Annotated in this window: 15 protein-coding genes; 7 read left to right on the forward strand and 8 right to left on the reverse strand. The window is 42.0% G+C overall.

Annotated features, from left to right (window positions below; all coding sequences use genetic code 11):
- The first annotated feature begins 39 nt into the window (after positions 1-39).
- Together HWQ39_RS05860 and HWQ39_RS05865 are read left to right on the forward strand one after the other, a co-directional pair.
- Positions 40-1,161, forward strand: a complete 1,122-nt coding sequence (locus HWQ39_RS05860) for an IS110 family transposase (RefSeq protein WP_292842549.1) — start codon at positions 40-42, stop codon at positions 1,159-1,161.
- Positions 1,154-1,501, forward strand: coding sequence for a helix-turn-helix transcriptional regulator (locus HWQ39_RS05865; protein ID WP_292842551.1), 348 nt, complete (start codon positions 1,154-1,156; stop codon positions 1,499-1,501). Before HWQ39_RS05860 ends, HWQ39_RS05865 begins: the two co-directional genes overlap by 8 nt.
- Before the next feature lie 32 nt (positions 1,502-1,533).
- Here HWQ39_RS05865 and HWQ39_RS05870 read toward each other — a convergent pair whose 3' ends face one another.
- Positions 1,534-1,689, reverse strand: a complete 156-nt coding sequence (locus tag HWQ39_RS05870) for a hypothetical protein (RefSeq protein WP_292842553.1) — start codon at positions 1,687-1,689, stop codon at positions 1,534-1,536.
- Between the two features lie 67 nt (positions 1,690-1,756).
- Here HWQ39_RS05870 and HWQ39_RS05875 point away from each other — a divergent pair, with 67 nt between their 5' ends.
- The 3 genes from HWQ39_RS05875 (at position 1,757) to HWQ39_RS05885 (ending at position 3,884) form a co-directional block, all read left to right on the forward strand.
- Positions 1,757-2,572, forward strand: a complete 816-nt coding sequence (locus HWQ39_RS05875) for a peptidoglycan-binding protein (RefSeq protein WP_292842555.1) — start codon at positions 1,757-1,759, stop codon at positions 2,570-2,572.
- Between the two features lie 460 nt (positions 2,573-3,032).
- Positions 3,033-3,551, forward strand: coding sequence for a hypothetical protein (locus HWQ39_RS05880; protein WP_292842557.1), 519 nt, complete (start codon positions 3,033-3,035; stop codon positions 3,549-3,551).
- Between the two features lie 75 nt (positions 3,552-3,626).
- Complete coding sequence (locus tag HWQ39_RS05885) at positions 3,627-3,884, forward strand: hypothetical protein (protein ID WP_292842559.1); 258 nt, start codon at positions 3,627-3,629, stop codon at positions 3,882-3,884.
- Between the two features lie 491 nt (positions 3,885-4,375).
- Here the strand turns inward: HWQ39_RS05885 and HWQ39_RS05890 are convergent, their stop codons facing one another.
- The 5 genes from HWQ39_RS05890 to zwf form a co-directional block, all read right to left on the reverse strand.
- Positions 4,376-4,528, reverse strand: a complete 153-nt coding sequence (locus tag HWQ39_RS05890; RefSeq protein ID WP_292842561.1) for a hypothetical protein — start codon at positions 4,526-4,528, stop codon at positions 4,376-4,378.
- Between the two features lie 188 nt (positions 4,529-4,716).
- Positions 4,717-5,814, reverse strand: coding sequence for an AI-2E family transporter (locus HWQ39_RS05895; RefSeq protein ID WP_292842562.1), 1,098 nt, complete (start codon positions 5,812-5,814; stop codon positions 4,717-4,719).
- A gap of 290 nt (positions 5,815-6,104) precedes the next feature.
- Positions 6,105-6,695, reverse strand: coding sequence for an LssY C-terminal domain-containing protein (locus tag HWQ39_RS05900; protein WP_292842564.1), 591 nt, complete (start codon positions 6,693-6,695; stop codon positions 6,105-6,107).
- Complete coding sequence (locus HWQ39_RS05905; RefSeq protein WP_292842566.1) at positions 6,696-6,941, reverse strand: hypothetical protein; 246 nt, start codon at positions 6,939-6,941, stop codon at positions 6,696-6,698.
- A gap of 37 nt (positions 6,942-6,978) precedes the next feature.
- Positions 6,979-8,361 (reverse strand): glucose-6-phosphate dehydrogenase, encoded by a 1,383-nt coding sequence (zwf, locus tag HWQ39_RS05910; RefSeq protein ID WP_292842568.1) that lies wholly within the window; start codon positions 8,359-8,361, stop codon positions 6,979-6,981.
- A gap of 118 nt (positions 8,362-8,479) precedes the next feature.
- Here zwf and HWQ39_RS05915 point away from each other — a divergent pair, with 118 nt between their 5' ends.
- Entirely contained in the window at positions 8,480-8,602 is a 123-nt protein-coding gene (locus HWQ39_RS05915) for a hypothetical protein (RefSeq protein WP_292842570.1), read from the forward strand.
- Positions 8,603-8,755: 153 nt separating this feature from the next.
- Here HWQ39_RS05915 and HWQ39_RS05920 read toward each other — a convergent pair whose 3' ends face one another.
- Positions 8,756-9,505, reverse strand: coding sequence for an SDR family NAD(P)-dependent oxidoreductase (locus HWQ39_RS05920; RefSeq protein WP_292842572.1), 750 nt, complete (start codon positions 9,503-9,505; stop codon positions 8,756-8,758).
- A gap of 555 nt (positions 9,506-10,060) precedes the next feature.
- On the reverse strand, positions 10,061-10,645 hold the full coding sequence (locus HWQ39_RS05925; RefSeq protein ID WP_292842643.1) for a Uma2 family endonuclease: 585 nt from the start codon (positions 10,643-10,645) through the stop codon (positions 10,061-10,063).
- A 921-nt stretch (positions 10,646-11,566) separates the two neighbouring features.
- Here HWQ39_RS05925 and HWQ39_RS05930 point away from each other — a divergent pair.
- Positions 11,567-12,839 (forward strand): AMP-binding protein (locus HWQ39_RS05930; RefSeq protein WP_292842574.1); only part of this gene is annotated, 1,273 nt, incomplete at its 3' end.

The raw sequence follows: 12,839 nt of genomic DNA on the forward strand, positions 1-12,839 counted from the left end.
AGAGGCTGTAAATTATATTACCGAAGATGATGCCTTCGGTTGGTTCAACCACTGTGGTCTATTTACCTGAAAATTGCTGTAAGCGCTAATGCCAAGGGTATTCAAGAACTACTCGCGCTCAAGCCGGACATCGCACTGTTAGAGCCAACTGGCAATAATTACAGCAAACTTTGGGGCACTCATTTGGCCCGTGCTGGGGTTGAGGTGCGATTGGTTGGTCACAAAGAACTAAGAAATTATCGAGCAAATCACCTAGCACTCCCAGATAAAGATGATGATGCTGATGCCCTGGCACTCGCTTGTTATTACTTCGATTACCAAAAAGACCCGCGCCGATTTGTCCAAATTCGCGATCACGCCATTGTCAGAATTCGAGAACTAGTTTTACGGCTGGCACATCTCAACCGCGTTCAGTCCCCGATCATGAATCGTGCGCGGCAAGATTTGGCGTGGCAGTTCCCAGAAGTTGCACTAGTAAAGTCCCGGCGGGGTGAATTGGGTGAAGCGCCTTTGCTTTGGGGCTGGCTTGCTGGAATTCGCAAAAGCACGCGCTATGACCGTCTCTACTCCCAAACTGTAGGACTGGGAATCACTGACACTGTTCGAGAACACGCAAAACGGATCTGTGATCTCCAGCGTGAGGAACACGTCATTGAAGCAGAGTTACGAGAACTGCTTGGTGACTCTAGATTTGACCATTACCGCACAGTTTTCAAAATGTTTGGGTTTGGCGATCGCCTCTCGTCGGTGATTATTTCCCAGATTTACCCCATCGAGGGATTCCTGGATGCTTCGGGTAAACCAGAGGTGAGGATACGCCAGGGGCGAAACTCCAAAAAGCCTACTAAACGTCACCTTTCACTGAGAAGATTTCAAAAAGCCCTGGGCGCTGCTCCGTCCCTTGAAGCTTCCGGCGATAGCCGTAAAAGCAAAGTTGTGGGCGGATCAGATTTGTGTCGTAAGTCTTTGTGGCAATGGGTTTTTACGAGGATCGAGCCGAAGCGATCACGCCTCAAAAATGATATTGGTAAAACTTTGGGTGAACAGTTAGATACTGAAAAAGCGGCTGGTCGTCCGGTGAAGCTTGTCAGGAACCGCGTTGCTGCCAAAGGAGCAAGGTTACTGTTTCGGGAATTGGTTAAGGTTTTGACTAATGACTAACACCTATTTAGACAACGAGCGGCTAGCAGGACTAGTTCGCCGCAAACGCGGTACTAGAGGACTGCGCGAAATATCCGCAGAAATTGGCAATATCAGCACAGCCACCCTATCAAGGGTAGAGAATGGGAGTACACCAGACATGGAGACGTTTATAGCTCTCTGCGACTGGCTACAAGTGCCGCCAAGTGATTTATTCGTTACGGATCACCAACCGCCGCAAAGACTAGATATTGAGGAAGAAATCACAATTTTGCTGCTGGGCGACAAACGTCTTGAGTCGGATACAGCTTATGCGCTAGCTCAAATCGTCAAAGCAACCTACCGTTATTTGCTAGAGTGAAGGTGTAATCAATATATCACATCCGTGGCAACTTAAGATACACTTAGTACACCAAAAAGTTCTGCGATGCCTGCGGTGTTCTCGTTGCCCAGACAAATTTGCTCAACTGGTGACAGATACCCGCAGTGGACTGAGTCGATGGCGTGAGAAAGTTGGGCACAGAGAGCGACGCGAACTTCGCGTTGCATAAACTTTATTCTCTAGCTTGATAACTAATAACCTCAAAGAACTTCAAGAGGGATGGAATAAAAAATTATGATTTTAGTTAAAGAGCTAACAGCAGTTAGTACAATTGCAGTTCGAGGATTAGATTTGCAGCTTTTTTGGGAATTAAATCAATTAGTTCCTAATTCATTAGTCAGTATTGCTGACTTAAATATTAAAAAAGGTGAGGGGCTTTTTCCTTACTGCCAACTTCCAGCACGGAATGCTTTGAAAGCAGCATTAACTGCTTACGGGCAATCTTTGACTATTAATAGTGCCTACCGCTCTGTGATTGCCCAAGCAATGCTTTATAGCCAAAAACAGAGGGGATTAATTGATAATCTAGTGGGATATCCGGGAAAATCAGACCACCAAAAGGGTGCATCTTTAGACATAGAAGAATGGGCAGACGTGAAAACTCTGATGACCAGTCATGGATGGAAATGGACTTATGGCAACAAAGATGCAATGCATTTTGATTGCACCTCTAATCAAATCAGGGATATCCGCCCCGATTCCATCAAAGCTTTTCAAAAACTATGGAACAAGACAAATCCAGATAATCAGATTGCTGAAGATGGAGATTTAGGTGAGCAAACTTTAAAGTGTATTTATAATTCTCCTGCTGAGGGATTTCCAAATGTGCAATATCCGAGAATTCTGAAGCTGACAACCCCGTATCAATTTGGCAAAGATGTAGGCCAGGTGCAATTAGCTCTAAGAAAAGCTGGTATTCCATTAGAACAAGCCAATCAGATATTTGACAACGCGACAGAACAAGCTGTAAAAGCTTTTCAACAGTCAAAAGGGTTGTCCCCAGATGGTGTAGTAGGTGAACAAAGTAGAATCCTTTTACAGTTGAGTTAGGGACTTAAAGAAAACGAGATACTAATCACGAACCCTAAATAAATCGAAAAGCCCTACTAAAGCGAATGCTCGACCACGTTGATAGATCAACTACCAAGGCCATAAAGATTTATTTTATGGATTTTCCCTAGTCAAACTGGGGCAATTGTTACCTCCCATTTTAGTTATGTTTCAGAATGCTACCATTCGGTTTGGTAGCATTCTAACTTTTGTCAGATAATCTGATTGCACTCCGCATATTACTTTTATCCGATCGCCTTTCCTCGATAAAGTTAAGTCCGTCATTACGCATAGTTAGATCAGCAATTAACAAATAGGTTGCCAGAGTCAAACAAATATAGTCCCATAGAACTATGTTTCTACCTTGACAAAAAGAAAGTAATTATACTGACTTTAATCTCGCCGATTAATTAGTAAAATATAACACTACATCAAATTCAATATTTGTTCGGCTATGAGTATGATTTCGTTTAGACCAATGATATTGGTTATAGGCATAAGTATTGGTTTACTGCCTCTGTTCTCCAACTGGCGCGTCCAAGCACAAAATCAATCACAAAACATTGAGCTAAAAGTTTATAGTGAAAATGAGCAAAAACAAAGCTGTCCAGACAAAGTGATTGTCACTGAAAAACCCCATCCTTATCAAGAAGGCAGTTTTTCAACAGATGGCTCTGTTAACCTGAGTGCCTATGCCAGTAACATCTCTGTTCAAGCCAGTAATAGCTTTAGCGTTACATGGGTTGGGACACTCAAGCCGAGATATACTAAATGCTTTGCATCTGCTGGAATAACTAAGATTGATGGACAAGATTACTCTGAACACCTTAATTATTTACGGATGCACTTTGTTAAAGGTAAAGTTTACTTCATCTTAGATTTGGCTGGTGGCTCCGATCCGAATAATTATCCTCTAGTCGTGCTAAACAACAGTTTCAAGAATGGCAACCCTGCCTGGACTTGGGGTGGAAGCGACTAAAGGTCATACTGGCACCATCGGAGATGTCTATTAGAAGTATTCCAAGAGCAAAAGCTTGTTGCGCCGTCTGCTGTTGTGGAAGTTCCACCTGATGATGAGCGTGATTCTATTTTTGAGCAGTGGTTTAATCGAGATGAAGTATTTCAAAGTGAGTCGGTGTTAGTTATTAATAATATAGTGTTAACCACGCCAGTCAGTGACACGACACCTATTCATATTCCCCAAACAACCCAGGTGGAAAATCCTCTTGTCCAAGGATGGAAAGGGCTGAAGCTGAAAATGCGGGAAGGAGTCGACAGCGCTGGTCGATTCTACACTCTCGCTAGTCTCTGAGCTTGGCGAAGCTGTTGGTGTTGGTGATGGTGAGCCTTATTGGAATGGGTATTTGGCGCAATGGCAGGTTTGGGTTAACTTTGGGAGCGGGTGTTGGTCTGTGGTATGCGATTGGTTAGTAGTAGTGTAAACTCTAACAAAAGTCGAAATTTATCATCACATTCATCTGCTTTCAGGAGTGGTTAAAATAGCTTTTGGTTGATTAGCATTAAATAGAGAAACAGACAATAAAATAATCGGTTTGTTTGTTTGGTTTTCTGCATAATGAAGCATTCCGGCAGATTCAACTAAAAAATCTCCCACTGTAAGCTGTATAGTTTTCCCTTTTTTAATATCAATTCTGTACCGTTAGCTTTCTTTACTTTAGCTTCTCTTTCCACAACAGTATAAGTTAAAGTTCCCACCTCTACTCGTTCAATCTGCATCCCCGCATGAGTATGAGTAGGGAGTTTGGTTCTTGGTGCGATGGTATAGCGTACAAGCTCAAGAATCTACTTTTGATCTTTAGTCGGATAACCACTCGCTGAAACTTCACGGGTAACAGATTTAGTATAAGCATTGTGTGAAGAGGTTTCTTCACTGTTAACAACTACATTGCCAAAAGCTAGCATAGCTAAGGGGAGAATTAAAGACAGTTTTCTCATCTTAAAAGTTTTTTGTTTAGACTAGTTCAATAAATATTACATCTAGGGCGACTGTATCATATCAGTAAGAATATTTCATTCTCAATAGAATCTACATTTTTATCATTACTTATTGCGAAAATATTAAGCGCTCATTTTGAGTCTTGGAAAGTAAATCAAACAGTAAATGCTGATTTTTTGTTCGATTTTCAACTTTGGTTGTCATCTTGAGTAATATCGTTCGATTGAACATCTATTCCAGTTTCAACTCCGACTGATATCAGCTTTTCTGACGGCGTAAACTCATCAATCAGCGTAATTATCACTGCTGCCGCAGGCACTGCAAGCAGCACACCAATAAATCCAAATAGCTTACCCATTACCAAAAATGTTACAATCACCATCACTGGATGAATATTAACTTGCTGACCCATCACCAAAGGCTGAACAACATGGGCATCTATTTGATTCATTACAAAGAAAAGTATCAACACAAATACTAGTTTTAGCGGTGAAATACTCAATGCTACTAATGCTGGTAAAAAAGCACCAATGACGGAACCAAAGTAAGGAATTATTTCAAATAAACCTGCAATAATCCCAAATGGTAGGGCTGACGGAATCCCCAAAATCAAAAGTCCAAACGTTGCTCCAGCACCCAGAAATATCATCGCTATTCCTGTCCCAAAAATCCAGCCTCGCAATCTTGTCTCGCAAGCCTTAAGGATTCTTTTAAACCGATGGTGATGTCGCCTTGGCACTAATCTTAAAATCCCTTTCACTAAGGAATTAGGATCGTAAGCCATGTAAAGCGCTAAAATTAACGTTGCTACCAACTCTACGGTTAAACTCAAAGCTTCACCTAAGAAAACTGGTACTCCCCCTAGTAACTGGTCAGTTAAATTCCGTAATTGTATTAGTGCTTGGGAAATGTCAGGAATAAAAGTGAATTTCTGACGCAGTTGTTCAACATCCCCTGTCAATCTATTGAGATAAGTTGGTAATGTTTTGATTAATTTTTGAGATTCAAATGTCACACTAGGTAGGACTACAGTAGCTAATACCACAATAAATCCGACGATTAATCCAATTAGTAGCAAAACAGCAATATCCTGTGATTTGACTAACTTTTGCAAAAACCTTAATAGAGTTCGCAAAATTAAAGCAATCAATGCTGCAACAACTAAAAGTTCTAATACTGGTAAAAGTTGATATAAAATGTATAGTACTGCTGCTACTATTACTGCCAATGGCGCACCACGAGTTAACTGCGACCATCCATTGTCTGTATCTTTGGGATTCGCCATTACTATCAGTTATTTTTCTGTTTGAATTTTACAATTTTAGTGCCTGGGATGGCGCAGAATTTTTATTTTTAAGAGTAGCTGTAAGCCTGATTAACACAAGTCTGGTTTTTCTCTCTTGTTTGCGCCCATATAGTCAAGTCAATTTTAATTTGTTCAGATATTTCACTTCCTAGCTAAAATTTTATTCTATTTACCATCACAGAGGTCTAGAAATTTAAATTATCTTTCTTGAAAAATAAGCTTAACATTTTGTGCATCTGCATAAAATTATCCTGTTTTCTTGAGTTGAGCTATTTCAAATAGTGTCGCAGCCATGACCACAGTTGATTTTTGAACTTAACAGGCTCTGGTGATGGTGAATAACTTGATGGTTTTGTTTGAGCAATATTATTCATTGAAAGTACACAAATAGTTAGTTCACCATCTGTATAATATCGGTCACCTCCTCCGTTACGACCAACCCATGTGGCCCCTATACCTGTGACTTGATATAATTGAGCAATCTGGTGTGTCTTTTCAATACTTTTAATTACGTTATCTCTTTCTTCATCAATGTCTGCATCAATATGGTGAGTAATCTGTCCTGTGCGGTGGCTAAGTTCCACGCTTTGGTCAAATGTTGCTGAACCTAACCATAAGGGTCTACTATCAGCATTCAGGTTGTTTGATTGCCACAAGCGAACGTGATGTCTAGTTTTGGCATTGTTTCCTATAGGTAGTTCAAAAGCTAAATCCTGTTTGCGTCCCCACAGATATAAATTACTTACAGGTGCAGTTGGGTAAGAATCTTTGAGGAGAACACTTTTAGCAATTCCAACACTTGAGCGTAAGGTGATCGGGTCTGCCGGATGCCAGCCTGCTGCTAGTAGCGCCTGCACCACTTATACTGTTGTACCGACAAATCCAATATTCAAAGGATCTCCAGAGATCCCTTCTGCCGTTTGCGTCGTTTTTGGAGAATGTTCCAGCTTGGGGTTATGTTCGTAGTGACGCCACAGTGCTGGTAAAACGACATAACTCACCAGTCCATATAAGCCGAGTAAACCAACTGACATTCCAAAAATATACCAAAACCAATGTCGATGTTTTGGGCGTTGATCACTATTTGAGTTAGAGGCTTGTTGCATTTGAATCCGGCGACCTAGCTATATTGACTTTTTTTAATTAATCATCTCTAGCTAATGGGTTGTACCACTGATCCCTTGGCAAGAGCAGTTGATCTGATTCAGGTGGGCCCCATGTATTTGGCTCATACTCATAAATGGGTGTGACGTTATCGAGAATTGGCTGGACAATCCGCCATTCCTCTTCTACGGTATCTTCTCGTACAAACAAGGTGGGATCGCCCCGCATGGCATCACCCAATAGACGTTCATAGGGTTCCATCTCGTCGCCACCTCCGTAAAAGGATAGGAGTTCAACCGTAGAGCCGATCATATCTTCTCCAGGGATTTTAGTGTGAGCGCCCAATCCCACAATTACCTCTGGATCTAGTAAAAAACGAACATAATTACTGTTTTCTTGTCTTCCCTCCTGGAACACATCTAAAGGCGGACACTTGAGCTTGACCATCACCTCAGTAGTTTTGACAGGTAATTTCTTCCCAGCCCGGATGTAGATGGGAACTCCTGACCACCGCCACGTATTAATAAATAACCGCACGGCAACAAAAGTTTCTACTTGGGAGTCAGGAGAAACACCTTCTTCGTTACGGTAATTACAAAATTGACCGCGAATAATGTCATCGGGTTGCACTTCCCCTATAGCTTTGAGAATACGCTCTTTTTCATCCCGGATGGAATCGCCAGCCGTACTGGCGGGAGCGTCCATACACACTGAAGCCAATATTTGCAGCATGTGGTTTTCCACCACATCCCGAATTGCGCCAGTTTCCTCATAGAAGCGCCCCCTTCCTTGAATGCCAAAGTCCTCTGCCATCACAATCTGAATGCTTTCAACATAGTTGCGATTCCAGATGGGTTCGAGAAAAGAGTTGGCAAACCGAAAATAGAGTAAATTCAGCAGTGGTTCTTTGCCCAGGTAATGGTCGATGCGATAGATGGATGATTCGGAAAAAACTGACGCCAGAATTCGATTTAACTCGCGTGCTGATTTCAAATCCCGTCCAAATGGTTTTTCAATTACCACCCGCGCATTTTTAGCACAGCCTGATTCGCCCAATCCTGACACTACTTGTGCAAACAAGCTCGGTGGAATTGCCAAATAGTAGAGGGGATGAGTGGCATCACCAAGAGCTTGACGTAATTTTTCGTAAGTTTCTGGTTTGTTGTAGTCACCAGCGACGTACTGGAGTAGTCCAGAAAGTTTCTCAAATGCGTCTTGATCTATACCACCATTATGTTCTAAGCTATCACGTGCCCTTTCCCTAAGTTGATCCGTCGTCCAAGATCGTCCGGCAACCCCAATCACTGGGACATTGAGATTGCCCCGTCGTACCATTGCCTGAAGGCTGGGAAAGATTTTCTTGTAGGCTAAGTCACCTGTTGCCCCAAAAAATACCAGTGCGTCTGAATCAGGAGTTCCCATGACTAACCTCTTTAAGAATTAGCTTTTTCATCATACCCGCCAAACTGATAGCGTATAGCTGACAAAAGTTTGTCGGCAAAGTCTGCTTCCCTACGCGAGCTAAAACGAGCAAAGAGCGTTGCACTTTTCACCAGAGTCGGTTACAGATTCGTCAATTGCTGCGATCGCACTCCAGCACCCTTTGCCAGAATTTGATACACGACCACCAAACTCTTCTAAAAAGCTCAAGCACAAGATTTAAACCCAAATTACTTTGTGGCAGAGTTCGTTAAAAGCAGACTATTAGCGTCCCGAAGAATAATAGCTCCAATTCTGCGGTTCAAGCCAACTTTGGTGAGCGATTTTTCTCATGTGACTTTATAGGCGGAAGTATTGAGTTTTAAGAGCATGTCGATTACCGTTCTTGTTCAGTCGGACGGATTAAGATTTCGTTGACGTTAACGTGTGGAGGCTGTGTGACGGCATAAACGATCGCATTGGCAATATCTTCACTCTCCAGATTTTTGACCGAACCGTAGAAGTTTTTCGCCTGCTCTAGTGCAATGGAATTCGTAATGTGCTGCGGTAATTCTGTTGCTACTAACCCTGGTTCAATAATCGTGACGCGGATGTTATTTTGATAGACCTCTTTGCGAAGTGCTTCACTAAATGCGCCAACTGCCCATTTGCTAGCGTTGTAAACACCGCTTCCAGCATTAGCAACTCTACCTGCAACTGATGAAATGTTCACGATATGCCCAACGCCTTGTGCCTTCATCAACGGTAAAACTTTGTGAGTAGCATACATCAATCCCAATACATTGAGATTGATCATGCGTCGCCAGTCTTCTGTATCTGCACCGTCAATCAGACCTAACAGCATCACCCCTGCATTATTGATGAGAATATCAACTCTGCCAAATTTTGCATGAGTTTGATTCACCAATGCTTCTACCTGCGCCTCATCTGAAACATCAGCAGTAATGGATAAGACTTTCCCACCAGTGTCAGTAATACGGGCTTCTAGGGCTTGCAAGCGATCGCTCCGACGGGCAGCAATTACTACCGTAGCGCCAACTGATGCCAGTGCTATTGCTGTAGCCTCACCAATACCAGACGATGCCCCTGTTACAATTGCCACTTTATCAATCAACTTACCAGCCATCGTTAGTTTCTCCGTTGTTGTTTTTTCGTTTTTTATCTAAAAGTCAATTGACGGTTTGAGGGCTTTAGGCGCTCCGACGTATACTAAACAGCCGAACACCTCTAAGCATTGAATTGCTTGCTCCTGGCTATTACAACTCAAAAAAAATTTTGGACACTTGCCCCTCTTCCCTTGAGTGAAGCGTCATCGCCTTGTCTGAAAGGGAGTTATTACACTGTCCTGTTTTGTTTGACGGTAGCATGAGAAAAGGTTAAACGATATGAATCAGAAGATGGATTTGCAAGTCCCTGCCCTAAATCTCGAAATAAATCCTCGCTTTGGTAGCCAAGCATCTCAACGTTGAGCCAAGGGAGCTTGTGCTGATCGCTACAGACAAACATAATTCTTCATTCTGGTTAGTTGCACCTTACAAGCATTTTGTATTGCAGTTAGCTCCAAGAGATTCAATAGGGTTGCTGTTCTACGAACGCCGATACCGCTAGCAAACAATTGCCTATGACAGGTGGCTACACTATCGTACTAGCTCAAATTTTGCTATTAATAGTGGCAGGATACTTAAGTATTTACAACCGTGGGAAAAATCCGATTCAAGTCTAAGAAGACATCTTCAAATCCAGGAATCGCTACTGACTGATGTGGTAAAGATATCTGCTTGCTGAGATAATTGAATTCACCTTGAGCATTTTGATAGGGTTGGCTGTAACGCTCAAGTTGGCGAAGATTTAAGTTGACAATCCAATAATCAGAAATTGCGGCTTCTGCGTAGATTTTTAACTTTGTTGTTTGGTCGTAATCTAGGGTTGAGTCCGAAATCTCAATCACTAAAAAAATATCTTCGGGATAGGGATGATGGGCGAGATAATCTTCATCTTTGCCACCTGCGATCGCCACATCTGGTTCAGGTTCACTTTGATTTGGCAAAGTAATCGGATCTTGTCCGCGAATCACGGCGCGTAGACGCGAAGCGGCTTGTCGCCAGACATCGCCCAACAATCGATCCAATTGGCGGCATAAGATAGAACCGCAGACTGTATGAGGCGTGTCCTTGGCTACCATCTGAATTAGTTCTCCGCCAATCAACTCGATGCGATCGCTCTCCTTTAGAAATTCCAGTTCAATCAGCCGATGATATTCGTCAATAGTAAATCGTTTTGGTCTGACAACGTTCGTGGGACATCATCGATTTAACTGTTATGTACTTTCCAGCTTACCATCTGTATCCATTCGCTGTTGTCCATCTTGTGCCCACTAATTTTTCTTGTAAAACGGGTGAGATGCCTTATCTCTATTGACAAGTGCAATCGCTAGAAAGAATCACGTTGTGACAGATTTTCTAAAAAAACGTAATTGCCCACCTTCTCACCCACTCTTGCGATTTCTACTGAGACTACTAATAGCACCCTAGAAAAATTACTGAGATCGAGATGAGCAAGTTCAGTAAAAACGTAGAGCTACAGATGACACCCTTCTTTGAGGTCATTGATTGCTAAAAGGATTACTGAATTCAGGATGAGTGAGTTCATTAAACGGGTAGAGCTACGAATTACAAACTTACTTGGGGTGATTAAATTAGAGAAACGAGCGTGATTGAAAAGTAGAAAGATTGAGAGTACCGCACTCAATTAATCTCATACATCAGCCATAAAGACGGTTAATATAGTTGCAAAATATATAGAAATCTCTAAACATATTACCTAGAAATACATAAGACCTTATCTCAAATTTAAATAAATTCATGGCTAAACTAGGGACATTTTTTAATATCCGACGCAGAGTATCAGTTCTTGCTTGCGCTATTGCTACTGTAGTGCTTGGTGTAGAATTCAGCCTAACTAAGAGCTTGTCACAAAACAACCTTCCTTCTTTTTAGTTAGAAATACTTTCTCAATAACCTTTTTAGGTCACAAATTGTAAAAGTTGTTTCTTGACAGACTCTAAGCAATCTTTTGACGCTGAAATACTTTCCCCCTCACCAGTTATTGTTCTCTCGTGTCCAGTAGGAGAGCAGACAGCTACCTTAATTCTGAAATTTCACACTCAGTTACTCAGAAAAACTACTTTATGGCTCACAACTCTAAAACCTCTCAAATAGAAGCAGCGTTGTTACTCGCTCCTTTCATCGAAGATTGTCGAGTACTGTTGAGAGAAACAGAAACTAACAGCCAACAACTAGTAGCTTACATAGTTTCAAAAGAAGGCTTTTTTCCACAACAGTTGCAATCTCATTTACAAGTATTTTTACCTGCCGAGCTGTTACCATCAGCCTATGTATCGTTGTCTAGCTTACCAGTTTTGGCTACAGGAGAGGTGGATGAACAAGCTCTGACGCTGCTGAAGATAATTGACTTTGATGTAGTGCAGAAATGGGAAGCACAATTGCAAGCACTGCCCGAAATTGACCAAGTGGCGGTAGTAGTTCAACAGCAGGCTCAAACTTTACCGCCCTTACATCTGACGGATTTGCTTCCTGATTGGAAAGCCGCCGTTATAAGTAGTGACCTAACAAATAAAACAAAAGCCCATTCGAGAGAGATAAGCAAAGACAAGTTGCAGTCAAACAGGCCAGCCATTAGTCAGGGTGAAGCGTTACATCTAGATGAAGATGCGCCAAAAAATTTAGCACAACTATTATACAGAGCAGCCAAAGATAGCCCAAGCAAAAAAATCGTAATCATCAACTCAAATAGTAGCCAACGTACTCAAACATATAAAGAATTACTCAATGAGGCACAGCGAATCAAAGCAGGATTGAGCAAGCAGGGATTAAAGCCTCAAGATAAAGTAATTTTCCAACTACAGGAAAATCATGATTTTATCGCCGCATTTTGGGGTTGCGTACTGGGGGGATTTGTGCCAGTACCAATCGCTGTTGCACCCAGCTATGAACTCAGCAACGCTACCACCAGTAAACTAGAAAATGCCTGGCAGATGCTAGGGCAACCAACAATACTAACCACAGCAAAACTAGCACAAGCAATTAATTGTTGGTCACAAGCATTAAACCTAGACAACTTGCAAATTCAATTAATAGATGACTTGCGTCGGTGTGAACCAGACGAGAATTTGCATGTTAGTCAGCTAGAGGATTTAGCAATCTTGCTACTGACTTCCGGCAGTACAGGCATACCCAAAGCAGTGATGCAGACTCATCAGGCTTTATTAAGCCATTCGGCTGCTACGGCAATTATGAATAACTTTACCAGCAATGATATCTCGTTGAATTGGTTGCCACTAGACCATGTAGGAAGTTTGGTGATGCTCCATATTCGGGATGTCTATCTTGGTTGCCAACAGATTCATGCACCGACTGAACTATTTTTGCAGAATCCTCTTT

This window comes from Nostoc sp. NMS8, assembly GCF_017115045.1.
Lineage (GTDB): Bacteria > Cyanobacteriota > Cyanobacteriia > Cyanobacteriales > Nostocaceae > Nostoc.

Excerpts from the sequence above, each read along its gene's own strand:
- HWQ39_RS05920 (WP_292842572.1), bottom strand. The coding sequence starts at position 9,505 with ATGGCTGGTAAGTTGATTGATAAAGTGGCAATTGTAACAGGGGCATCG.
- HWQ39_RS05870 (WP_292842553.1), bottom strand. The coding sequence starts at position 1,689 with ATGCAACGCGAAGTTCGCGTCGCTCTCTGTGCCCAACTTTCTCACGCC.
- HWQ39_RS05895 (WP_292842562.1), bottom strand. The coding sequence starts at position 5,814 with ATGGCGAATCCCAAAGATACAGACAATGGATGGTCGCAGTTAACTCGT.
- HWQ39_RS05880 (WP_292842557.1), top strand. The coding sequence starts at position 3,033 with ATGATTTCGTTTAGACCAATGATATTGGTTATAGGCATAAGTATTGGT.
- HWQ39_RS05905 (WP_292842566.1), bottom strand. The coding sequence starts at position 6,941 with ATGCAACAAGCCTCTAACTCAAATAGTGATCAACGCCCAAAACATCGA.
- HWQ39_RS05865 (WP_292842551.1), top strand. The coding sequence starts at position 1,154 with ATGACTAACACCTATTTAGACAACGAGCGGCTAGCAGGACTAGTTCGC.
- HWQ39_RS05875 (WP_292842555.1), top strand. The coding sequence starts at position 1,757 with ATGATTTTAGTTAAAGAGCTAACAGCAGTTAGTACAATTGCAGTTCGA.
- zwf (WP_292842568.1), bottom strand. The coding sequence starts at position 8,361 with ATGGGAACTCCTGATTCAGACGCACTGGTATTTTTTGGGGCAACAGGT.
- HWQ39_RS05890 (WP_292842561.1), bottom strand. The coding sequence starts at position 4,528 with ATGAGAAAACTGTCTTTAATTCTCCCCTTAGCTATGCTAGCTTTTGGC.